Origin of the sequence: Paenibacillus eucommiae (assembly GCF_017874215.1) — a bacterium.
Taxonomy (GTDB): domain Bacteria; phylum Bacillota; class Bacilli; order Paenibacillales; family NBRC-103111; genus Paenibacillus_AI; species Paenibacillus_AI eucommiae.
Map to the genome: position 1 here is coordinate 158,612 of NZ_JAGGLB010000016.1, position 24,949 is coordinate 183,560.

A 24,949-nucleotide genomic window follows, 5' to 3' on the forward strand; every position below is an offset into this window, starting at 1 on the left:
GTGGTGTTCCTAAATTATAGCTTTTTTTATACGAATACGCCGCCGAAAATCAGGCATTCATTTTTTTAGAGAGGGTTGAGCTATTGATCAAAAATGATGCTCCTAATATTGAATTAGTGTTACAACTAGTAAGAGATTGCCTGAATTCCAAATCTTTTAAGCTAGAAAGAGTATTTAGTGGTGTATCTACCTATGTATATCGTATTCAGTTTGGTGAGGATATTTTGTATCTGCGGATTCTTCCAGAACAAGGTTTAAGTTTTGGTGTGGAAGTATATGTACATTCATTGCTTAGACAAAAAGAAGTTCAAGTTCCAGAAGTTATACACTTTGAGCATTTTAATGAAACCATAGGGATGTCAATGATGCTTGTTAAAGAAATCTGTGGTTCCAATGTTAAGGATTGTTCTTCAGTAGACGAATACGAGGGTGTACTTTTTGAGGCAGGAAAACAACTTGCGATTATAAATCAAGTGAAAGTTGATGGTTTTGGCTGGATTAAAAGAGGTGAAGAGGAATACGGAACCACTTTACGAGGCGAAAAGAACTCATTATATGATTACATCTATGAATTTTTAGACGAAGATTTAGCTTTATTATCAAAGCAAGTATTCAGTAAGAGTGACATATCCCAAATCACAAGTTTTTTTAGTTCTGGAATTGAATTGATGTTAAGACATAAAGCCAGTTTAATCCATGGGGATTTCGACGATTCACATATTTTTCAGCAAGCCGGGAAATATACTGGAATTATTGATTTTGGAGAGATTCAAGGAAACAGTCCTCTGTATGATTTAGGGCATTTCAAAATACATGACGGTCAATATCAGCGTTATTATGGTTATAATTCCTTAGCAAGGGGATATGACGAAGCCAGACATCTCTCTAGTAATGACCGTTTAGAAATAGACCTCTGGGCATTATGGATAGGCATTAGACGGCTAGGGGCCGTATGCAAGAGAACTTGGGGAAGTTATCATGAGCATTTAATTAAAGCTATAAAGATTGAAATGGACCTATTAAGCAAAAAATTATAATGACTTCAAAGGAGATTTTATTAAAAGAAGTTCTTTCAAAGGAGCCAAAATATTCTTTGACTTCCCTGGAAAAACTTCAAAATCACTATACTTATCACACAGATTATGGTAAAATTATGAAAAAGAACGTTTGTTCTTGTTTTAATGGCATGTACTTTCCATTGCTACGTGGATACATGTAGTTTAATTTTCGATTACTGTTAACCTTGATAAGGTGAATGTTTCAAAAATCCAACTCAATTAGACGACGAAAGGAAGTAGTTCAATGTCAAATCCAAAACTGACCACATTGGATAGCATCTATATCCCAGTTAAAGAGCGAACAAAATCTATGAATTGGTTTTTGCAGCATTTCGACCTTATTGTTGAAGGAGACCATTTGAAAATTGGAAGTACAGAATTATTTTTTTTAGAGACAATGGATGAAACAACAACAAATTTTACAACCAGTGCTTGGCAGCAGGAAGAGAAGCATTATGAAATGCCTGCGTTTTGTTTTAGGACAGAGAATCTTAGGCAATTGCATGAAAAGCTAATAAATGGAAATGTAAGAGTAACTGAAGTCATAAGTCATAGTTGGTTTGAAGAGTTTGATTTTTATGACTTAGATAATAATAAATTTAAAGTTTGGAGACCAAGTGAAGCCTAACATTGTGAGCAAATGTTTCCGATGTTGAAGATTTTACTCCTCAAATATGGAGATTAGTATCGATGATGAACTACGCTAGGATAACGACTTTGAATACGGTTCTAGGACTCAATACTGAACAACTAGATTACATATATGATTCTGAAAGTAATTCAAAGTGCAAGGGGAATGACGAGATGAGGCTTGGGGAAAATTTTTTGAATAATCGAAGTCTGAGTTTATGTGATTATGGTTATGAGCCCGATCCTGGATGTATTGAACATACTGATAATGGCAATATCGTTTTTTACCATTACACAAGAGAAGATAGATTAGAACAAATTTTTTCGCTTAATAGCGGTTTGTTTGCCCGCTTACCTGTTGACGTGTGTCCGAATCCACCCAATGAGTTCATAGGTTGTTTTATGGTCGAGGGTCTTCTTGAACCGCTTCCCACGTGGTTAACAAACTGTCCCTATTTTGGTGACCTGGGTATAGAAATGATGAGAAGATATGTTGGGAACGTACTACTAAGAATTGAAGTACCTAGCACATACGAAGGTCTTTTCACAGCTGACTATGCGCATATCATGGAAGCTAAACACTTAGAATTTAAAGGATCAAGCCCATTAAATCTTGGCTATGATTGTAGTACAGGGAAAGAAGTAACTCAAGCATATGTTAACTCCTATGTATCTGCAGACAAATACAAAAACAGACATATCGCTCCTGTCATGCAAGCTGCTCGGAAGGAACAGGGAATAGTTATTCCAAGGGACTATATCTCAGTCGCTTTGAAGCAGCCATTGAAGTAAAGGGACTGTTCAACTTAAAGTACGATGACTAATAGTTGGAGGTATACAAATGCAGAAAGACAGTATAATCAATTTTAATAATATGATAAGGCTTGATAATTACAAATTTACTGGATTGGATGCTTCTCTAATCGGAGCAATTAAGTCTGTTGTTGACTATTATCAAATTCCTGTAACGGCATCATGGATCTATGGCATGACAGGAGTTGCTTTTTTACATGTACTTGATGAAAATCTGGTTGAACCGAATGGGGGACCACCGGAGCCAGAAGTTTTTCGACTTGCTCGCAATACCGGAATTGAGATTAATGGACTGCACGTTTATGCTGAAGGTGAAGATTTTAATAGCTTACAGGCTGAGGCATGGGAGAAAGCAAGACTTGCAATGAACGCCAAGCAACCCGTGTTTGCAAAAAATTTAGATATCGAAAATCAAACGTCAGTCGTCTATGCTTTAGATGATATCGGTTATTATACACATTCCTGGCATACAGGGTACGAGAACAGTGAAGATGTGCTGCCTTGGAGCTGCCTGGGTCTAAGCCTTTGCCCTTGTATCAATTGTGTAAATTACCGGAAGTCATCCGAAATTGTTAACCCGGAGGGTGGTTTAATTTCTTTGCATTGGGCTAATCCAATCCCAGCAGTAGATGAACTGACCGCTCTTAAGGAAGCACTCGAATTAGTTATTCGTTTAAATGAGGAGGGGGCTTATACCTGGGGGGGTAAAACGTATCTGGTTGGTTCAAGAGCCTATGATAAGTGGTTAACTGCGCTGGAAAGCAATGATCTTGATAAGTACTTTTTTAGCCTTTTCGTAGAAATTTTGAACGAAGCAAGGGCTCATGCAGTTAAATTTCTGACAGAAATAAAGGATAGATTGACTGAGACAACCGCGCGGCTGATTGACGAGGGTATACATATATACAGCGAGATTGCTGCTAGATATAAAATTTTGAGAGACATGTATCCATACATGGAGCCGCGTGAGAGCGAAATAAAACAGAAAGCACAATGTGCTGCAATAATTGAAGAGTTGATGGAATTAGAGAGAAACGCCCTTGCAACTATTAAAGAAATCTACGCAAGTATATGATAATTAGAGTAGGGATGGCTCATTTCAACGTTAGGGAAACAAATCAGGAAGCCTTGGTGTCTAATATTTCGTGACGATCTTGCATATATACGAACAATTGAGGAAGAAGGAAGAGGCGAAACTCGTGAATAGGAAAGCCATTCTATTTTTGGCATTGGGGCTGCTGGCGGGCGCGTTGCCCGGTCAAATGGCTGTAACGGCACAAACGGCAGGTGTCTTGCAGGCCGCAACATCAACGGATGAAAGCCTGATGTTGTTTGAAACAACGGCGCTTCGAGACGATCATGGACTGGAAGTGGGGGCGGTCTCGCCGCAGAAAGTCCGTGTCTTGCAAACTTCCAGCATACGAAGAGGTCATGGGGAAGGGTACTTAGTACCGATGTATTTGATTTCCACCTGGCTTGGCGATAAATGGATCATCCCCAATAACGCGCTAAAGGGCAGCGAGGAGAAGATTGACACGTATCTTGAGCTGTCGCATGAGGAAAAACTGTACGCCGATCCCGGACTTCTTTCGGAAAAGGGAACGATCGGCAAGCAAACTGTCAAAGTATTGTCCCGCTGGGATGGAAGGTATAAGATCGCGACTTCGGATGGTGAGCGCTGGATTGCGCCCAGATGGCTGGCAGTCGCTGGGGTCAATCCGATTAAAGCGGATGTACAGCTGAAAGAGCGAACGAAACTCTTCTACTTTCCGAACGAATACGATACCGGAGCGAGCGTATCCCCGCAGCTTATGCACGTAACCGCAGTATGGCGCGACTGGTATCGGGCGGATTCGTGGCTTGGGCCGGTCTGGTTCCGGCTGCATGAGCTGGACGCGGTCGACGGCGGTGATAATGTTGAAGTAGGGCTGGGAGCTCGATATTTTGACGGGAAACAGACACAGATTCGTGCGCAGGTGCAGCTCGGAACGAAGTGGCGCGAGCAGAGCAAGACCATTCCGGCAGGCTTCAGAGTCGCGTTCTATGACGACAAGGGAGAGCGGATAGGCGTCTCCTCGGAAGCGACCGTCCGTCTTATCAGCGGGAAGCAGACAACCGTTGATCTGACAGTGGATCAGGACATCAATCAGTTTGCGTTTGCGATCGTCGAGCTCGGCATGTTTAATGGGAAAATCACAAACCTTATCGCACCCGGCGATCCCATGGCCGTTGTGGACGCAGCTAATCAAGATTTGCGGATTGGTGCCATTCAGGTAAGGCAGGAAGGCGCGTTCGGCGTCATTGCGGGCCAATATGCGTATAAACTTGCCGGCGCGCATCATTTGCTAGCAGATCTGTCCTTCCTGAACGCTGACGGAAAATCGATCGCGCGAATGCCACTTAGCCTTGTGTTCGACGATGCCTACCCGGGAAGCGGCGCGCTTCGGCCGTTCGAAGCAGTCGTACCCGCAGACATTACGAAGTACGCGTCGGTGTCGCTTAAAGTGCTGGAAGTAAAGCAGATGAACAAATAGGTGTATATCCAAAGATAACTGAAGAAATAACCGACGGATCCCAATAGCCCCCTTTTCATAAATTAATTTACTAATAGGTTTGACGAACGCTCTTTGTTTATGTATGCTAAGGATAAAACCTATAAGGGGAATAAGGCTATGACTGTAAGGAAAAAAGATATTGCTGAATATCTGGGCGTATCCAGAGCGGCCGTTTCACTCGCGCTCAATAATACGCCTGGCAGCACTATTTCCCAGGAGACGAGAAATAAAATATTGCAAGCAGCCTCCGAGTTAGGATATAAAGATTTTGTATCAAGTGATCAAATTGGTTTTATATTGTACAATCGTGAATCGGATGATCCCCGATACATTTGCATATTGAAAGAAATCGAAAAAACATTGAAAGAATTTCACTGCAATTTGCTGTTTATGAATATAAGCTCTTTGCCGTTGGAACATCTTAATCTTAGGCAATTCCTCGCATCGCAGAAGGTGAAAGGGATTATTGTCTCGGGGGACATGGATGATACGATTATTGAATTGATAGAAGATTCGGGCATTCCTTATGTTATTTACGGCGGAAGTGCGCGCGAAGATCTGCATATGGTCATTCCGGATCACCGGAAAGCGGCTTACGAAGCGGTTAAATATTTAATCCGGCTCGGACATCGTAAAATCGCGCTGTTCAACGGCAGCCTTGATTTAGAAATTCATAAGCTCAGCTTGGAAGGCTACCAGCAGGCCCTGGAGGACTTTGGGGTAGAGGTTAACAAAGAATTGGTACAAATCGGCAAGGAAGAAGACGGCTATGAAATGTGTGGGAGAATGGAAGCCTTGAAGATTGAATATTCGGCTGTTTTTTGCGTGAACACGATTATTCAATTTGGTGCCTTGCAGCGGCTCAAGGAAATGGGAGTAAAAATCCCGGCTGAAAAAAGCCTGATTGGTTACGGCTACACGGAGTTGATTCATATCAGTATTCCACAATTGACTGCTGTGTTTGTGGAACAGTCAGCGGAAAGGCCGGTCAGAAGGTTAATGGATATTATTCAAAACCAAAATCGGAAAAAGGAAGTTCTTTACTTGTCGGAAATGAGCTTTTTTGATGGGGGCACATGCGCATTACATCGTGAAAAGCAGGAATAACAAGTCCCTTATGCAGGAAATTAGATCGATACTGATATTAACGCAACGGTCAGCAACCGTTGTTTTTTTTGCGTGGAAAGACCCCATTTTTTATAAATGAATTTATGAGATAAACCATTTGTGAAGCAGCGGCAATGCGAATTGTGGCTCTTTTTTTATGAATACGAATAAATCAGTTTATGTATTGACAATAATAATTAATTAATTTATATTTGGTCTATGCTTCAAAGATGAAAACAATCAGGAGGCTATTTGAGGTTACATATAGGAGGCTTTATGAGAGATGAAAGATATGCTGCAAAATAAAGTGATTTGGGTTACTGGAGCCATGGGGTTAATTGGGATGGCCTCGTTGGAGGCTTTTCTTGCCAGGGGAGCTTTCGTCTTTGGGACGGATATCCGGGGGGGTGAGGGCAATGCTTACATTCAGCGCTTGCAGGCAACATATGCCGATAAGCTTGTGCTGTGCATTTCAGATGCCACAAATGAGCAGCAAGTGAAGGAAAGTGTGCTTAAAATCAAAGAAGTGTTCGGGCGGATTGATGGACTTTTCCATAACGTGTACACCCAGATCTGGAAAGGAGTCCTCGATCTGAGTCTTGAAGAATGGGAAGCTGTTACTACAGGAACACTCACGAGTACCTTTCTCGTCAATAAATATACGATTCAGGCCATGATTGAAACTGGAGGGGGCTCGATCGTGAATACGTCCTCTATTTTGGGTAAAATCCCGGTGAAAAATACAACGGCAGCTTACAGCTCAGCGAAGGCAGCGGTCAACCATCTGACCCGTATTATTGCAGTCGAATATGCCAAGCATGGATTACGTGCTAACGCTATCGTTCCTGGAGATATTAAAAATGCCGAGAGTTTGCAACAAGACACTAACAACCTGATAGGACGCAGTGGGAGACCAGAGGAAGTTGCTGAGCTTGCTGCATTCCTGCTATCTGACTCATCTTCCTATGTCACAGGTTCTTTGTATCCGATCGATGGTGGCTTTATGCGTTAAGAGACTAAGAAGAACATATTCGGCGGTAAGATCTTGCTATGAAATGCATTTTTCAGGCAAGATCATACTCGCGTTAAAAATAAATGAGAAACAGCTTCTACTGATCAAAGAGAAAGATAAAAGGGGGTGATTAGCAGGAGATTAATTGACATAATATGTAAACGTTTCCTTTTGGCACATGAACTGAATGAAAGCGCTATTAAATTGAAAAAATTATAGAACCAGGGAGATGAAGTTAGCATGAGTAGAACATTCAAACGCGGTTTGTCCATCATCATGACTATTTGTATAATGATCACAACGATTCTGCCTTTAGGCTCAACGGTTTTGGGCAACAGTCCTAAGCCGGATGACTATGGTGGTCTGGATCAGTCTGATCTGGCAGGACATTGGGCAAAGCCTGTTATGGGCAAATGGATTAACCAAGGACTTATACAAGGCTACGGAGATAACGAGTATCGTCCGGATCGGTTAGCTACAAGAGCTGAGTTTGTTGTGTTGATGAATCAAATTTTTCAGTGTGCTCAAAGCACAGGGGGCCAACCTTTCGCGGATGTACAAACCAATGCGTGGTATGCGGAGGACGTTTCCAACATATATGCCGCAGGCATCATTGAAGGTGTGGGCGGTGGCAAGTTCGAGCCAGAAGCACAAATTTCACGCGAGGATGCAGCGGTCATTGTGGCCAGAGCCTTCCGCATCGCTTTCAACAGCAAGGATAATCAAGGAACAGCAGTAGCAGAATTTACAGATTACAACCAGATCTCTTCCTATGCGCTTGAGGCTGTAACAGGATTACAGGCGGGCGGCTATATTCAGGGGCGAGAGAATCAGCAATTTGTTCCTAAAGGTAAGATCACCCGGGCAGAAATTGTGCAGTTGATCGATAACGTAATGGGAACGCTAATTAATGAGCCAGGAACGGATAGCAGTGAAGTTGCCGGAAATTTAGTTGTGAATACGGATGGCGTTACGCTGAAAGATAAGGTTATATCCGGTGATTTGTATGTAACCCAAGGTGTCGGAGAAGGTGACCTGATTCTCGAGGGCGTTACAGTGAAAGGGAACATGTATGTGATGGGCGGTGGCATAAACAGTATCATCGTTCGGAACTCACTGCTACAAGGAATACTCGTCATAAACAAATGGAACGGACAAGTGAGAATTGCGGTTTCGGGGACGACGGAAATAGCACAAACCATGATGCTATCCGGAGGAATTCTGGAGGAAAGCGAACTCGCAACTCCTGAAAGCGGCTTTATAGATGTTGAGGTGAACATTCCTGATACTGTGCAGCCCAAGGGTGTAAGTCTCAAAGGAACTTTCCGCAATGTGCTTAATACTGCGAAAGGCCCAAGCATTGAACTGGAATTGAACTCAATCATCGGCACGTTGATAGTTGAGGCAGCGGCGCAGTTCAAAGGAAAAGGAACGGTTAAACTTGCCAAGCTTCATGTAAGTGGTGCTATGCTGGAGCAGTGGCCGGATGAAGTGAGCTTTGCAAGCGGAGTGTCAGCTACAATCGCTTCGCAATTAGTCACAGAGGATAAGCGTAAACAGGTAAAGGTTTCAAGCTTTGGCCCCTCTGCGGGTGGAGAATATGTAAGCCCATCCCCCACGCCGACCTTAAGTCCACCGCTGCAAATTGTGGATAATAGTCAACCAGCAGCTGTGATAAGGGTGGCATTGAATGCAGATAATCAGACACAGGATGCGGCTGCCAAGCTGGCAGCTTATGTGAAGAAGTCTACGGGAGCGGAGCTTCCGATTCTAATCGATGATCCTGCTTCAGTGGAAAGCCTGCCTGCCGGTATCGAGGTCGAAATCTATGTAGGTGCCCAGGGGCTCCCGACAGGTGAGGGTCAGACGAACCCGCTTGCCGGGATGGATGGGGACGGCTTCGTTATTCAGCAGCATGAAGTGCGTATTACGATTGCGGGTCCGACTGCATGGGGAACGGAGTTTGGCGTTGATGAATTTCTGGAGCGCTACTTAGGTGTCCGCTGGCTGGGACCAGGGGAAGATTGGGAGGATGTGCCGCAGCATGCCGATCTATCCGTGCCTGCAAATGATTTTATTCGTCAGGAGCCTGCCTTCTTCTCCCGTGAATATGATGTTCATGCTACGAATACTCCGGAGCGTGCAGACTGGGCTCGAAGCAATCGGATGCATGGACGCGTTGAATTCAAACATAATTTATTTAATTTGTTCCCGCCTGAGATATACAAGACTTCCAATCCGGACTTTTATCCGGCTGGAGCTTATCTGGACACGCATGGTGGCTGGCAGCCGTGTTTTACAGCAGAAGGGATTGTGGAAGAGGCCGTTAAGAACATCAACGCCTATTTCGCAGCAAATCCGGAGGCTACCTCCTATTCACTAGGTGTGAATGACGGCTTGGCTAACGGAAGCGGTTATTGTGAGGATAATCCGAACCATCCTGATTACCCGAATAAAGTCAATTCAGTCGGCTTTACCGATATGTCCGATATTTATTACAACTGGGTAAATGAAGTATCCAAAGGCGTGTTTGCTGTGAACCCGGATAAATATTTGGGACTCCTTGCGTATGTGGAGGTGTATGATCCGCCGACGAATATCACGCTTGATCCGCGGGTTATTGTTTATATTACAGATGATCGTCTGTCTTGGGGAGACCCGAATCTAAAAACTGCAGGACATGAATTAACGGAAAATTGGGCGGAAGCAGCCCCGGGACTGGCCTTTTACGAATACTTATTTGGAACACCTTATATGGTTCCGCGAACATACCTCCATATATTAGATGATAATTATAAATACGCCAAAGATGCAGGCGTTGTTGCGCATTATGCCGAGCTGGTGCCGAATTTTGGAGAAGGTCCGAAGCCATGGGTCACGACCCGATTACAGTGGGACCCGGAGCAGGATGTAAATGCTCTAACGAACGAATGGTATGAACGTGTTGCGGGCACAGAGGCGGCTGCCGATTTGGCAGCGTACTATGAGATTTGGAGAGACTTCTGGGAAAACCGGATGTTCCAAACGAAGTGGTATTCCGATTGGGCACAGTCAAATCCGCGTATGAACTATATGAGCTTCCTCGATGACAGTTATCTGAATGCAGTCACCCCTCAGGATATGGCGCTAAGCCGCAGCCTGCTGGAATCGGTTGTAGCGAAGGCTGTTACTGTCAAGCAAAAGAAGCGCGCCCAGGCGCTGCTGCGTTCATTCGAATACTACGAAGCATCTGCAATAAGCCACAATGTGGAGGAAAGAGCTGTTCCTCTACCAACCGATGAGACGACGGCGCTAGCATTGGTGCAGACCGTCATGGAGAAAATAAGGCTCGCAGAAAAGCGGAAGGATTTAGTTGAGGCTTTCGCAGAGGATTCATTCCTCCAGCAAGCACTTAGTCCCTATTTTATTGGCACTAAAACCCTTGGAGGGTACTCGCGTATTTGGTCGGGTATAACCAAAAATGAAATGGACGCGATACTTTTCTGGCTGGAGCAAGAGGATGCACAAGGGGCAGTTCATCTGCTGCTCAATGATTTGTATCTGAATGATCAGGTAAGGTCTGTTCGCAGCTATGCCTACATCTTGTTAAGGAGTTCAGATCCCGAAGCGAGAAAGCTGATGAACGCCAATCCGGGCTTTGAGGTCGCTGGAACTACTGCAGATTTGGCCGATACATGGAGCTTGTGGCTGCATAATGGTCTTGAAATGAAGAGAACTGATGAAGTGAAAAAGAATGGAGCCTACAGTATTAAGTCCAAAGGGATTAAATTAGGCGGTGTGATACAGTCGGTTGCGGTACAGCCCGGTGTTCATGAGATGTCATTTGCCTATTATTCGCCAGAAGGAACTACAGGCAAGGGAACGATTCGCATACAGATTGATCTCTGGAATGCGAAGAATGAATATGTCGGAACAGTTCAGCCGCAAATGAAGCGCATCGCAGATACTGCAGGAGATTGGGTAAGCATGTATTGGGCAGGTGAATTGCCAGAGGGTGTCGTTAGAGTGGAGGCTGATGCCATACTGGAAAATTTCGATGACGATCAGGTGGTCTACATTGACGATTTCTACCTCAACCGCTTGAGCCCGGACATATATGCCGACTATTCGAGAACGCGGATTAACGCGAATGCGTCCTTCGAAACAGCAGGTGCAACTCCTGAGACTACCGATGCTTGGAGCTATTGGGTGTATCAAGAGAATGGCACGATACAGAGGACCTCGGATGCGAAAAAGAGCGAAGCATATGGTCTCAAGGCCACAGGCATTGGTGTTGTTGGAGGTGTTTTTCAATCCGCAGAGGTTCAAGAAGGCCTTTATGAAATGTCCACCGCTTATTATTCACCAGAAGGATCAACAGGCAACGGCACCATTAAGCTTCAGTTGGAATTCTATGATGCGCAGAACAACTATATGAGTGATATTAGAACTGTTGCCAAGCGGGCTATCGCTTCTTCAGGGGTCTGGTCTAAACTAGAATGGATTGGAGAAATACCTGAAGGAGCAAGCAGAGTAAATATAGGTGTTATTCTGGAAAGTTTCGCTCCTGACCAGGTACTCTACGTGGACGATGCCTACTTCAACCGTTTGAGTCCGGATATACATGTCGAAAATCCGAAAACACCTATTAACGTGAATTCTTCCTTCGAAACAGCAGGTGCGACTCTAGAGACTAGCGATTATTGGGGTTACTGGATTTTTCAAGAAGATGGCATGATACAGAGAAGCACCGATGCGAAAAAGAGCGAAGCATATGGTCTCAAGGCCACAGGCATTGGAATCATTGGAGGTATTTTTCAATCCGTAACGGTTCAATCCGGTGTGTATGGAATGTCCGCCTCCTATTATTCACCAGAGGGATCAACAGGCAGTGGAACCATCCGGCTTCAGTTGGATCTCTATGATGCGGAGAACAATTTTGTGGGCGAAATAAAACCTGCCGCTAAGCTCATTAGCAGCTCCGCTGGGGGCTGGTCTGAAATTGAATGGGTTGGAGAAATACCAGCAGGGGTAAGCAGAGTAAATATGAGTGTCCTTTTAGAAGCTTTCGATGCTGAACAGGAAATCTACTTGGATGATGTGAAATTTTGGCTAGGTGAAACATAAATCATATTCTGAAACCCTGATGGCCTCTATCTCAAAGAAACCAGCTGCTTAATTGCACTGGTTTCTTTTTTTTATATTGAGGTAGAAGAAACTTTATGAAAAACAGTAGAAAATGCCTCTGTTATCCTGATCAACACTTTCATAAACTATTTTACTAACGTGCTTAATGAACAGTCTTTATTAATATGCACTATAGAAATAAGCAGTGAAGTGAACAGGGTTACAACTGCAGAAAAGAAAATTTGCCAAATAACGCAGAGTTTTTAAGGTGATTGTCTCGTTTATGCTTAATGGCACACCTAGTAATACCATTCCAAGGCGTAAACTTGGGATGCATATGTTTTTCATTTTTTTCCTCCTTTCAGATGAAATAAATAGATTTATGTATTGACAACATTAATAAAATTATTTTATATTAAGGGTGCTACATAAATAATGGTAAGGGGGGAGAAGAAACAGAGCTTACATATCGAACAGATTGGTTAGAAAAGGAAAGGGCAGGTGATATTTGCTCGGAAAATGGCTGCCTTAAACAGAAAAAGTAAAATTAAAATTTGTTATAAATGAAATCGCTTACATGAAGTGTGAATGTTTTGAAGCATCGATGTAAGACTACAGAAAAGATGCGTCATAGGAGGCCATACTAGATGAAAGAAATGCTGCAAAATAAAGTAATTTGGGTAACTGGAGCAATGGGGTTAATTGGTTTGGCATCACTTGAGGTATTTCTTGCCAAGGGCGCATTCGTCTTTGGGACGGATATCCGGGACGATAAGGAAAGTCCTTACATTCAGCGCTTACGTGAAACATATGGCGGGAAGCTTGTGCTGTACGTTTCAGATGCTACAGATGAGCAGCAGGTGAAGGAAAGCGTGCTTAAATTGAAAGAAGAATTCGGACGCATTGATGGACTTTTTCATAATGTGTATACACAGATTTGGAAAGGCGTACGTGATTTGACCCTGCAGGAATGGGAAGCAGTCACCAATGGAACGCTCACCAGCACCTTTCTTGTCAATAAATACGCGATTGCAGCCATGATTGAAACAGGTGGGGGATCGATAGTCAACACATCTTCTATCTTAGGGAAAGTTCCGGTGAAGAATACACCCGCGGCTTACAGTTCAGCGAAAGCAGCTGTCAATCACCTAACGAGCATTATTGCAGTTGAGTATGCCAAATACGGAATACGAGCCAACACAATTGTACCGGGAGATATCAAAAATGTCGACGACCTGCAAGATGTTAACAACCTGCTAGGACGTAGTGGGAGACCGGAGGAAGTCGCAGAACTTGCTGCTTTTCTGCTGTCTGACTCTTCTTCCTATATGACAGGCTCCCTATATCCTATTGATGGGGGATTTAATCGTTGATGGGAAAAGCAGAGACAGCGGAAATACTTTTGGAGATACTTTTGTTTACAAAAAGCAATCGATTACTAATTGGTTAAAGGGAGATGATTAAATGAGATATAGGATGCCTAAGCGGATAGTACCGCTATTGTTAACGATTTGCTTGCTTGTTTCAGCATGGGGACCGTTCACGACTCTAGCCGCTGAAGAAGCGGGACGTTTGCAACAGACAGATTTAGCCGGTCATTGGGCGGAAAAGACGCTTGGCGAATGGTTGACGAAGGGATGGATTCGCACGGATTCGGAGGGGTCTGTACAACCTGACCGTCCCATTCTCAGGGGAGAAATGATTGCTTTTGCAAACCGTGCTTTCGGTCTCACAGAAAAAGCAGACATTGCTTTCTCCGATTTATCTGTATCCGATTGGGAGTATGATGAAGTATCCATCGCTGTGAAGACCGGTTATATTCAAGGGTATGAAGATGGAACTATTCGTGTGAGAAATAAGATTACACGACAAGAAATTGCGGCTCTAATTGCCGGGATGCTTGAATTACAGATGAACGCGGGACGAAAGCCAAACGAATCGGCAACTTTCAAGGATCATGCACAAATTGCAAGCTGGAGCGATAAGGCCGTTGCTTCGATGACTGCGCACAACATTATAGATGGTTACGAGGATGGCAGCTTTCGTCCGAATGAATGGGTGACTCGTGCTGAAGCGATCGTCATGCTGGATCGGGCAAAGTATCGCCAAGGCGATCAAATTATGGATGAGGCTGGCACCTTCGGGCCCAAGCATGTGATTCAAACGGTCAATGGCCAAGTCACTATAAAAGCTGGTGGAGTCAGTCTTAGAAACATGCTCATTAACGGAGATGTTGTTATTGATCCAAGCGTTGGAGTTGGCGAAATTATTTTGGATGGAGTCGAAGTTACGGGTATGGTAACTATTCGAGCCGGAAAAGTGAAGCTGTCTGGAACGCTAAGTAAAATAGAAGCTGCTTCTTCAGCTGTAGAAATCGACATCCAATCAGGTTCAATCAAAGAATTGCTTGTAACAGATAAAGCAGCCGGGGCAAAAGTAAACGTAAATCAACTGGCCCGTATCAGCAAGCTGGTACTCGATGGAACCGTAGACCTCAAAGGTCAGGGAGAAATTCAACAAGCGATTATTCATAAAGGTGCAGAAAAAAGTACATTTGATCGGCAACCGAATCGAAAAGAATCATCAGCTGCAAACAGCTACACACCTTCATACAGTTATGGCGGCAGTGGTTCAGGGGGGAACCCCCCAGTGATTGATCCAAATGAACAGCCAAGAAATCCTAAAGACGAAGAAGGGATTATGGACTGGAACAGCTCATTTGAAGAAGGAACGGGTGCTGAAGGAGTGCATTTTTGGACGACATTCTTCACAAAAGAAGCCGAAGGTTCTCGCATCCTTCGCAGCAGTGAGCAAGCTTTTTCCAATAGCTCCAGCATGAAGGCCGTAGCCGTACAATCGGGCGGGCTGTATCAAAACCTTCATCTCCAGCCCGGTAACTATAAAATTTCAGCCTCTTATTATGTTCCTCTCAGTTCATCCACAGAGGGAACGTTACAATTGTTTGTACAGTTCATGGATGACCGGGGGAAGTGGCTCCGTGAAGCGGTGTCAGAAGTAAGGCCATCTCAATATGATAGGGGACAGTGGAATACGTTTCATTGGATCTTGCAAGTGCCTGAATCTATTTCCGGGAAGGCAGTTAAGATTGCTCAAATCGGGGTGGATCTGCAGGGGTTCAACGCTAATGAAATGATTTATTTAGATGACATTACACTCAGCAAATCAAGCAAAGCTCCTGTTTCTGTAAGTGTTGCGTCTGTAAATTCGGAAGCTGGCAGCATTCGTGTGACTTTGAATGAGGTGCCTGACAATCCACCGGCCATCAGGGATTTCAAGGTAACCCAAAAAATCGACAATGGTATTAGTTCAACGATTTATCCGGATAGCATCAATTGGGACGAAGCATCAAAAGTGGTTACGCTGACGTTTCCAGTCGTGGAAAAGACAGCAAATGAACAACGTGTTGTATATGGTGCTGCTTATCGAGAAACGCTTGCAGTTCAAAGTGAAGAGGTGGTTATTCCAGCAGATCCTACGCAGTCGGTGATTGCTAATCCATCGTTTGAAGCATCGTTGGACGGCAACTGGGGGATCTGGATGGATCGGGAGTATAACTTTGCTGGTACGAGTATAGAGCGCAGTACTGATTTTGCTAAGAGCGGCGAATACAGTTTGAAAGCAAGCGGTGTGAAAATAGGAGGTCCTTTTCAATATGTAACTGTTGTTCCAGGGAACTATAAGTTTAAGGCATCTTATTATACACCTGCTGGTACACAGACGGACGGTACGGTTAAGTTTTCTGTAAATTTCTATGACGCAGGCTATATCGGCACTATAACCGATGTGAAACATGATGTTCAAGATACGTCAGGAGAATGGAACACGATAGAATGGTCATTCGAAGTTCCGGAGACGTATAACGGCAGGACTGTGGAGCGCATTCAAATTGTTTTTAATTTGGAGGATTTCGTAGAAGAAGATGTGGTGTTTGTAGATGATCTTGGGTTGTTCCGTTTGGATGTTCAACCTATCGTTCAAATATCGGCCGTATCCGCAGAGAATGGAACGATTCGGGCAGTATTGAATACGATTCCAGACAATCTGCCTGCTATTCAAGATTTCACAGTGAAGCAAACTGTTCAAGCAGGCATAGAAGTTGTTATTGAACCTACCGCTATCGCATGGGACGAATCAACGCAAACTGTAACGTTGACGGTTCCGATAGTGGAGGAGACGGCAAATGAACAACGAGTTGTCTATCGTGTAGCTTATCAAGAAACACCTGCGATCGAAAGTAATGAAGTGGTGATTCCTGCGAGGCTGTTGATCATGAATCCATCGTTCGAAGCCTCATTGGATGGCAACTGGAGTATCTGGATGGATCGGGAGTATAACTTTGCTGGTACGAGTATAGAGCGCAGTACTGAGTTTGCTAAAACAGGCGAACACAGCTTGAAAGCCAGTGGTGTGAAAATAGGAGGTCCTTATCAATATGTAAATGTTACTCCAGGGAATTATAAACTGTCGGCAACTTATTATACACCTGCTGGGGCACAGACGGACGGAACGGTTAAGTTTTCAGTGAATTTCTATGACGCAGGCTATATCGGCACCATAACAGATGTGAAACATGATGTTCAAGACACGTTAGGAGAATGGCACACGATAGAATGGACGTTTGAAGTTCCAGAAGCGTTAAACAGGAGGAATGTGGAGCGTCTTCAGATCGTGTTTAATATTGAAGATTTCACAGAAAGTGATGAGCTGTTTATAGACGATGTTATTTTGCAGAGCGGTCTAGAAACAGCTGATAAGCATCTCCCTATTGAAGATAGGAAAACTACCCCTAATTTGATCCTGTTTGAAATGCCCTTCACGGATGCCTCAACGACTCCGGCAGGAATTCAGGAAAATATCGCATATATCGATTCCCTGCCATTCGACGGAATAACGATCAGTCCTCCTGGTATTCTGGCAGGTTTGATGGGCGGCAGCGAGCTATCCTATGAAGACATCTATGATGAGATAGAAGTGTTGGATGGTTTGTTTCAGAATCTGAAAGAAAATTATCTCCACATTCAGATCAACAAGCCGATCAATAGAGTCAATCCAACGGAATTCTCTGGCGATTTCTTCGACGATGTTGCCTGGGGCATTGTGGAGCAAAATTTCAAAAACTTAGCACGAGCGGCGAAGGAAGTAGGCATACACAATTTCTTCCTAGACAATGAAGAGTATTGGGATGCATTTCTTCATCATCCCGGACTGTCCTATTATCCAGATAAAACATTAGAGGAATACGAAGATAAGGCCCGGCAGCGGGGAAAAGAACTTATGAACGCTATTTTAAGTGAAATTCCGGACGCAAAGTTCGTTCATCTTCACGGTCCCTACCTTTCGGATAAAAGAACACCCGCATGGTTCAGCAAGTTTCCTTATTTAAATCTTTATGGTCCCTTGTTTGTTGGCATGATGGAAGCCGTCAAAGAAGGGGGAAATCAAGGTACGATTATTGACGGAGGTGAGTTGTACCTTGAACGGACAGAAGGACAATTTATGGATTCCTACCAATATCGTAAATATGAAATGCCCTCTTTCCTGGAAAACACTTTTATCCCGGAGAGTTTACGACAAAGCTATCCTAGCACAGTTAAAATAGGCGCTGGTCTTTACAATCGCGAGATTGGAGAATCGCCAATGAATGCGGGGATCATGCGCTCCACACTGGAAAACGCACTGCGCACGAGTGAGGAAATCGTCTGGTTATTTCACGAACCTTTAGGAGGCCACGGCAATTGGTTAATTCCCGGTAGTGTAGATGAACCCTGGTTTAATGCCGTCCTAGGAGCCAGGCAAGCAATCCAAGAGAAGCCGCTCGGAACGAATCGGATCTATAACAGCGGGTTCGAGTTCGGTAAAGTCAATTGGAAGTTGTATGAGGGCAGCGAGATCAAGGACTTAGTTGATTTGAGGAAGGTAGCCTATTCGAATGCTAGCGGTTTGTCGCTGAACAGATATTCAGAAGGAGCGAAGCAACAACTGACTAACTTGCTTGAAGGAAGGGTATACGACTTGAGTGCTTGGGCGCAAGTAGGGAATACGGACGACAAAGCCCAAATTGGCATTGTTTTCAGAGATGATCAAGAGCAAGTGATTGCTGAGCATTCGTTCGAAGTTAGCACGCTGGATTACAGCCGTGGAAGTATGGCATTCATCACACCAACGCAATTCGATACGGCAGAAGTTTATGTGAAACGCGAAGGCAGTAACGATTATATATTTGTTGATGATGTATTTTTACGCGAATGGATCGTGACTCCGACGGCTGTATCTGCAGTGAATGGCACGATTCAAGTAGTGCTGGATGCGATTCCGTACAATCCGCCTGCTATACAGGATTTCACAGTAAAGCAAGTCGATTATGCAGATGTAGAAACTATCGTTGAACCTACTGCTATAGCATGGGATGAAGCAAGCAAAACGGTTACGCTAACGATTCCACCTGTGGAGATGACAGCCAATGAACAACGTGTTGTATATCGTGTTGCTTACCGAGGAACACTTGCAATCGAAAGTGAAGAGGTGATTATTCCAGCGGATCCTACGCAGTCGGTGATTGCTAATCCATCGTTCGAAGCATCATTGGACGGCAATTGGGCGATCTGGATGGATCGGGAGTATAACTTTGCTGGTACGAGTATAGAACGGAGTACTGAGTTTGCTAAAACTGGAGCACAGAGCTTGAAAGCAAGCGGGGTGAAAATAGGTGGTCCTTATCAATATGTAACTATTGCCCCAGGGAATTATACATTTAAGGGATCTTATTATACACCCGTTGGTACGCAGACGGATGGAACAGTTAAGTTTTCTGTAAATTTCTATGATGCTGGCTATATCGGCACAATAACCGATGTGAAACATGATGTTCAAGATACGTCAGGAGAATGGAACACGATAGAATGGTCATTCGAAGTTCCGGAGACGTATAACGGCAGGACTGTGGAGCGCATTCAAATCGTTTTTAATTTGGAGGATTTCGTAGAAGAAGATGTGGTGTTCATTGACGATCTTACTCTGCACAAAAATTTGGCAAATTAAGGTAATTAAGGAAACGAGGAGGTACAGACCATGAATAAAATCAATAAAATGATCGCCAGAGGGAGCTTATTCACCCTGATCCTTCTGTTATTCATCTCGCAGGTTGTCCATCCTCCCGCCGCTGAAGCGGCCGTGGTACAGGAGCTGCAAGTACAGGCAGCGAATCTAGTAACAAATCTTGTGACAAATCCAGGCTTCGAGGAAGATAAAGCAGGCTGGGATGTAGAATGGCCAGGTGCAATAACCGAAATTACCAACGATGCCCATAGCGGGGATAAGGCATTAAGAGTGCAATACAGCAGTTTGGAACAGACGCTGCCGATTCAACCTGGAAAAAGCTATAAGCTGGAGTTTTGGGCGAAAAGAGGCGGGTCCGTTGAAAATAATGTGATTGGCATCAATTTTTGGGATGTCCCGGGTATGGGGCGACAAGGTGTATTAACGGAGGTGGATTCGACAGAATATCAAAAGTATGAATTATTTTTTGATGCTCCAGTACAATTCTCCTCTGCTACCCTTGTTATTTACAAGGATGCAGGAGAAGGTTGGGTGTATGGAGACGACTTCTTGCTTACGGAGCTGACAAATATCGTGACCAATCCGGGCTTTGAGGAAGATAAAGCGGGCTGGGATGTAGAATGGCCAGGAGCAATAACGGAAATCACGAACGATGCCAATAGCGGAGACAAGGCATTAAGAGTGCAATATAGCAGCTTGGAGCAGACGGTGCCGATTCAACCTGGAAAAAGCTATAAGCTGGAGTTCTGGGCGAAAAGAGGCGGGTCCGTTGAAAATAATGTGATTGGCATCAATTTTTGGGATGTCCCGGGTATGGGGCGGTGGGGGGTATTAACGGAGGTAGATTCGACAGAATATCAAAAATATGAATTATTTTTTGATGCTCCCGTAGAATTCTCCTCTGCTACCCTTGTCACTTACAAGGATGCCGGTGATGGCTGGGTGTACGCCGATGACTTCTATTTGACAGAAGCACCTAGTAAAGAGGATAACGGCCCCGCAGGAGTTGATAAGCATATACCTGTTGAAGAAACGAGAACTCTCCCTGACTTGATTTTGTTTGAAATGGCATTTGTGGATCATTCAACTACACCGGAAGGGATACGGGATAATATCGAGCATATCGATTCGCTGCCATTTGATGGAATAACGATTAGTGCTCCTGATATTCTAAGAGATTTGATGGGCGGCAGCGAGCTAACCTACGAAGACATTTATGATGAGCTGAAAGTATTGAAAGGTTTGTTCAAGAATCTGAAACAAAATTATCTTCACATTCAGATTGACAAACCCATCAACAAAGCCAATCCAACAGAATTCTCGGGTGATTTATTCGATGATGAAGCCTGGGGTATAGTGGCGCAAAATTTCAAAAACGCAGCACGGGCCGCTAAGGAAGTGGGATTACACAACTTCTTCCTAGATAATGAAGAGTACTGGAATGCATTTCTTCATCATCCCAGATTATCCTATTACAAGGATAAAACGGTAGGGGAATACGAAGAGAAGGCACGGCAGCGGGGTAAAGAGCTTATGAACGCTATTTTAAGTGAAATTCCCGATGCGAAGATGGTTCATCTTCACGGTCCCTACCTTTCTGATAAGAAGATGCCAGCATGGCTCAGTAAGGGGTCGCTTCCCTATTTGAATCTATATGGCCCCTTGTTTGTTGGCATGATGGAAGCCGTCAAAGAAGGGGGGAATCAAGGTACGGTTATTGACGGAGGGGAGTTGTATCTGGAACGGACAGAAGGGCAATTTATGGATTCCTACCAATATCGAAAATATGAAATGTCCTCTTTCCTGGAAAACACTTTTATTCCGGAGAGTTTACGACAAAGCTATTCAAGCACAGTTAAAATTGGCGCTGGTCTTTACAATCGCGAGATTGGAGGAGCTCCGATGAATCCGGAAATCATGCGCTCCACACTGGAGAATGCGCTCCGCGCGAGTGAGGACATGGTCTGGCTGTTTCACGAACCTCTAGGAGGCCACGGCAACTGGTTAATTCCCGGCAGTTTGGATGAAGCCTGGTTTGATGCTGTCAAAGGAGCCAGGCAGGCAATCCAAGAGAAGCCACTTGGAACGAATCGGATTTATAACAGCGGGTTCGAGTTTGGTAAAGTCAATTGGAGCTTGTCTGGCGGTGCCGAGAGAAAGACCTCAGTTGACTTGAGGAAAGTAGCCCATTCGAACGAAGGAGGTTTGTCGCTGAGCAAACGTTCAGGAGAAGCAAGGCAACAGCTGACTAATTTGCTTGGAGGAAGAGTATATGACTTGAGTGCTTGGGCGCAAGTATGGAATACGGACGACAAGGCTCAAATCGGCGTTGTTTTCAGAGATGCCCAGGAGCAGGTTATTGCCGAGTATTCATTCGACGTAAGCAGCACGGATTACAGCAAAGGAAGTACGGCCTTCCTTGCCCCTGCACAGTTCAGCGCGGCGGAAGTTTATGTGAAGCGCGAAGCTGGTAACGATTATATATTTGTTGATGATGTGTTTTTACGGGAATGGATCGGGGCACCGACAGGCATGCAAATAAAAATGGAAAAAAGCAAATTGCAAATTGGAGAGAACGTACTCATGAGTGCCACCGGTCTGGATGCACAAGGCAATGAAGTTGCGTTGGACGATGTGGAGGTTCAATTTGCAAGCAGCGATTTTTCAGTTGCTGAAATTAGCGCTAAAGGAAAATCAAAGTCCGTGAAAGCATTACAAACAGGAAAGACTAACGTAGTGGCAAATGCCATTTCAAAAGGGCTTGTGCTGCAAGCACAAGTCGAGGTTACTGTTTATGAGCAGAGTACAGTCCCTTATGTACCTGGAACATCCGGACCCGTGGCCCAACCCGAGATTAAACCTGAAGTCAAGCTTACAACTGATACTGAAGGTAATCTCGTTGTTGATCTTGGAAAAGACGTAAACGAGACGGTCGTTCCCTGGAATCAGCTAGGTAAACTGGCTGCAGAAGGTGGCTCGCTGATATTTACGGATGAGGGTATAACAGCATCGTTAACTGCTGCTGGATTGAAATCTTTATTGAATCAAGTAGAAGCGAAGGATCACGACAAATATGCTTTGAAGGTATCCTTCCATGCATTGCCACAGCAAATGGCGACAGATTGGCTTGGAAAAGCAGAATTAAAAATGCATGCGAAATTAAACATGCAGAGTTCCATTCGCGAGCTAAGCTTTTCTGTCCAATTTAATGGGAAACAAACGGCCGCTATTAGCTTGCCGCCAGTCCGGCTATCATTGCCTCTATTGGACACGGGAAACCATAAGCTGGCAGCAATTTATGCAATTGATAACAGAGGAAATCTCAAATTCGCAGGCGGTGATGTTAAGGGGAATCGTATTGAAACGATCCTCCCGGACGCGAATGATTCGTTTGTTGCCTTGCTATTCGATAAACATTATTCGGATGTACATGCGAATCATTGGGCAGCAGAAGTCATCAAAGAGATGAGTGCGAAGCATCTCATCCATGATGCAGGTGCCAAATTGTTTCCTGAAGAGGGAATGACCAGAGCGCAATATATCGCTATGCTGGCTCAAGCTTTTAACATGGGGGAAAGTAAGACGATTCCATTTAACGATGTGGCTGATGGTGCCTGGTATGCAGGCTGGGTAGCAAAAGCTGTAGAAGAGGGCTTGGTGAATGGATACGGGAACGGTAAATTCGGTCCTGATGACATCATCCAGCGCGAACAAATGGCCGTGATTCTGCTGAGGGCGTACGAATGGAAGACAAAAAAGAGCTTTCAAACGTCTCTCACCTCTGAGTACCAGGACAGGGAACAGATCAGCGATTGGGCGATAAACGCTATTGATGCAGCGACAGAAATTGGAATGTTACAAGGGAAATCAGGCAATTTGTTTGATCCGAAGCAAGCGGTTACTCGAGCGGAGTCAATAATGGCGATTCATTCAATGTTACAGAAGCTAGATCTCCTGCAGTCAAAATGATCGTCGCAAGCCCCATCCTTTTAGTTTAAAGGATGGGGCTTGTTCAAAATATGGCCGAATAATCCGAAATGCTAATTGAGAAAGGAGAAAGGAGAAAGGAGAAAGGAGAAAGGAAGCAGGAGCATCAAAGATCATTTTCGTGAAGGTAAGCGACGGTTTCAGAACGGCTGGAAACATTCAGTTTTTTGTAAATTGTACTCAGATAATTTTTTACAGTACCAGTTGTCAAAAATAATTCAGAAGCGATAGCTTGATTCGATTTCCCTTGCTTCAGAATCTTTACAATATTTCGTTCCTGTATGGACAAACGATTCAATTTTTCATCATACTGTTGGTCGGTATCGGAATAGGAGGGGGCGATCGTATCTGTCGAAGATCCTTTTTCGTGCTGCTCTGATGATTGAAGCGCCTGAATAAGGCGTGATTGAATACTGAATGGATAATTGATCCTTCCATCCAAACAGTCCTGAATCGTAGAAAGAATTTGTTCCGTCTCAACTCCCTTAACTAAAAACCCGCTTGCTCCATGACGAATCGCTTCCAATATGTATTCTTCATCCTCGAAAGTTGTCAAAATCAGCACTTTGGTATCAGGGAATTCCGTTTTAATTTGCTTTGTTGCATTCAAGCCATCTAGCTTTGGCATATGAATGTCCATCAAAACAAGCTGAGGACGGTGCAGCTGAACTTGCTTTATCGTTGCCAAACCGTCGCCCGTTTTAGCTACTACGGTATAGTTTTCCTCCATGTTTAGAATAGCTGCCAAACCGTCGCGTATCAAGGGTTGATCGTCTGCAATAAGAATAGTTGTTTTAGACAATTTGTTCACTCCGTCCGATCGTTTTCCTCTGTACAGCTCACGTGAAATGAAATAAATTACCATCTTTATTTTATCACAAACATGACTTAAGTCATACAAATTAGAAAATCATGTCGAAAAATAGCGGAATTTCGCTCTTACTAGTGATTTTCTTCATCTAGGTTTGGACAATACATTTATTTATAATAGATAGTGCGACAGATTTAGTACCTAAGACCTTTTCATATGTGGGCCAAAAGTAGATGAGATATACTCCCTAGATCGGAAAACGGGTATGGAATTGGCCTGGCATTCTATAGATGAAAATAGAATTTCAAGGGGGCATGTGTAATTGTTTCTGATTTTATGGAACGTATTAGGTTGCATTCTTCTATTATCTATTCTATTTATTCTTATCAGTTTAATGCGGGAAAGCAAGCCAAAGCAGGTTAAACTCCCGTTTGAAAGCAGGGAAGCATCGCATGAAGAACGGAGATATTCATGAACGTTACGGTACGGACTGTGAGCACTTGAATGATTTGCTGACTCAGAGAATGGGCGCCGCCATGCAAAGTTTTTCAAATTGTTATCAAATTACGCAGCGAGAGTCGGAGATTCTCGTACTGATCGCTTTACATGGCTTTTCTAATCGCGAAATTGCCGAAAAATGCGTAATCACGGAAAAAACGGTAAAAAATCATCTTGCAAATATAATGAAAAAGCTTGGCATTCGATCGACTCGAAAGTTACTTTCCCTGCTTTTCAATCATTTACATTACGTTGAGGAAAATCGCCCCCTGAAAGTTGTCTCTCAGTAGGCTCG

General features: G+C 44.0%; 12 protein-coding genes and 1 pseudogene. 12 read left to right on the plus strand and 1 reads right to left on the minus strand.

Translation table 11 applies throughout. The features are described 5' to 3' along the window. Positions 1–83 precede the first annotated feature (83 nt). The 11 genes and pseudogenes from J2Z66_RS22470 to J2Z66_RS22520 all read left to right on the plus strand — a co-directional run bounded on the left by J2Z66_RS22470 (position 84) and on the right by J2Z66_RS22520 (position 23,327). Positions 84–1,037 (plus strand): phosphotransferase family protein, encoded by a 954-nt coding sequence (locus tag J2Z66_RS22470; protein ID WP_209974569.1) that lies wholly within the window; start codon positions 84–86, stop codon positions 1,035–1,037. A 265-nt stretch (positions 1,038–1,302) separates the two neighbouring features. Further along, positions 1,303–1,686, plus strand: coding sequence for a hypothetical protein (locus tag J2Z66_RS22475; RefSeq protein WP_209974571.1), 384 nt, complete (start codon positions 1,303–1,305; stop codon positions 1,684–1,686). Positions 1,687–1,748: 62 nt separating this feature from the next. Next, positions 1,749–1,841, plus strand: a pseudogene (locus J2Z66_RS42865) (integrase); the annotation flags it as partial. A 688-nt stretch (positions 1,842–2,529) separates the two neighbouring features. After that, entirely contained in the window at positions 2,530–3,576 is a 1,047-nt protein-coding gene (locus J2Z66_RS22485; protein WP_209974573.1) for a hypothetical protein, read from the plus strand. 175 nt (positions 3,577–3,751) lie between these two features. Next, on the plus strand, positions 3,752–5,035 hold the full coding sequence (locus J2Z66_RS22490) for a hypothetical protein (RefSeq protein ID WP_209974575.1): 1,284 nt from the start codon (positions 3,752–3,754) through the stop codon (positions 5,033–5,035). A 138-nt stretch (positions 5,036–5,173) separates the two neighbouring features. Then, entirely contained in the window at positions 5,174–6,163 is a 990-nt protein-coding gene (locus tag J2Z66_RS22495) for a LacI family DNA-binding transcriptional regulator (protein ID WP_209974577.1), read from the plus strand. 283 nt (positions 6,164–6,446) lie between these two features. Continuing rightward, positions 6,447–7,175 carry an SDR family NAD(P)-dependent oxidoreductase gene (locus J2Z66_RS22500; RefSeq protein ID WP_209974579.1) on the plus strand — a complete coding sequence of 243 codons (729 nt, stop codon included), beginning with the start codon at positions 6,447–6,449 and terminating at the stop codon, positions 7,173–7,175. A 240-nt stretch (positions 7,176–7,415) separates the two neighbouring features. Continuing rightward, positions 7,416–12,281, plus strand: a complete 4,866-nt coding sequence (locus tag J2Z66_RS22505) for a DUF4838 domain-containing protein (RefSeq protein ID WP_209974581.1) — start codon at positions 7,416–7,418, stop codon at positions 12,279–12,281. A gap of 647 nt (positions 12,282–12,928) precedes the next feature. Continuing rightward, a complete protein-coding gene (locus J2Z66_RS22510) occupies positions 12,929–13,654 on the plus strand; it encodes an SDR family NAD(P)-dependent oxidoreductase (protein ID WP_209974583.1) in 726 nt (241 codons plus the stop codon). Between the two features lie 91 nt (positions 13,655–13,745). Next, on the plus strand, positions 13,746–19,340 hold the full coding sequence (locus tag J2Z66_RS22515; RefSeq protein WP_209974585.1) for an S-layer homology domain-containing protein: 5,595 nt from the start codon (positions 13,746–13,748) through the stop codon (positions 19,338–19,340). A 30-nt stretch (positions 19,341–19,370) separates the two neighbouring features. Beyond that, a complete protein-coding gene (locus J2Z66_RS22520) occupies positions 19,371–23,327 on the plus strand; it encodes an S-layer homology domain-containing protein (RefSeq protein WP_209974587.1) in 3,957 nt (1,318 codons plus the stop codon). A gap of 124 nt (positions 23,328–23,451) precedes the next feature. On the opposite strand, the gene J2Z66_RS22525 is transcribed toward J2Z66_RS22520, so the two are convergent. Then, on the minus strand, positions 23,452–24,147 hold the full coding sequence (locus tag J2Z66_RS22525) for a response regulator transcription factor (protein WP_209974589.1): 696 nt from the start codon (positions 24,145–24,147) through the stop codon (positions 23,452–23,454). Between the two features lie 461 nt (positions 24,148–24,608). Here J2Z66_RS22525 and J2Z66_RS22530 point away from each other — a divergent pair, with 461 nt between their 5' ends. Continuing rightward, on the plus strand, positions 24,609–24,944 hold the full coding sequence (locus J2Z66_RS22530) for a response regulator transcription factor (RefSeq protein WP_209974591.1): 336 nt from the start codon (positions 24,609–24,611) through the stop codon (positions 24,942–24,944). Positions 24,945–24,949 lie beyond the last annotated feature (5 nt).

Bases quoted from the DNA above. Each gene is read 5' to 3' on its own strand.
- J2Z66_RS22505 (WP_209974581.1), top strand. From the start codon at position 7,416: ATGAGTAGAACATTCAAACGCGGTTTGTCCATCATCATGACTATTTGT.
- J2Z66_RS22520 (WP_209974587.1), top strand. From the start codon at position 19,371: ATGAATAAAATCAATAAAATGATCGCCAGAGGGAGCTTATTCACCCTG.
- J2Z66_RS22510 (WP_209974583.1), top strand. From the start codon at position 12,929: ATGAAAGAAATGCTGCAAAATAAAGTAATTTGGGTAACTGGAGCAATG.
- J2Z66_RS22500 (WP_209974579.1), top strand. From the start codon at position 6,447: ATGAAAGATATGCTGCAAAATAAAGTGATTTGGGTTACTGGAGCCATG.
- J2Z66_RS22475 (WP_209974571.1), top strand. From the start codon at position 1,303: ATGTCAAATCCAAAACTGACCACATTGGATAGCATCTATATCCCAGTT.
- J2Z66_RS22485 (WP_209974573.1), top strand. From the start codon at position 2,530: ATGCAGAAAGACAGTATAATCAATTTTAATAATATGATAAGGCTTGAT.
- J2Z66_RS22495 (WP_209974577.1), top strand. From the start codon at position 5,174: ATGACTGTAAGGAAAAAAGATATTGCTGAATATCTGGGCGTATCCAGA.
- J2Z66_RS22515 (WP_209974585.1), top strand. From the start codon at position 13,746: ATGAGATATAGGATGCCTAAGCGGATAGTACCGCTATTGTTAACGATT.
- J2Z66_RS22530 (WP_209974591.1), top strand. From the start codon at position 24,609: ATGAAGAACGGAGATATTCATGAACGTTACGGTACGGACTGTGAGCAC.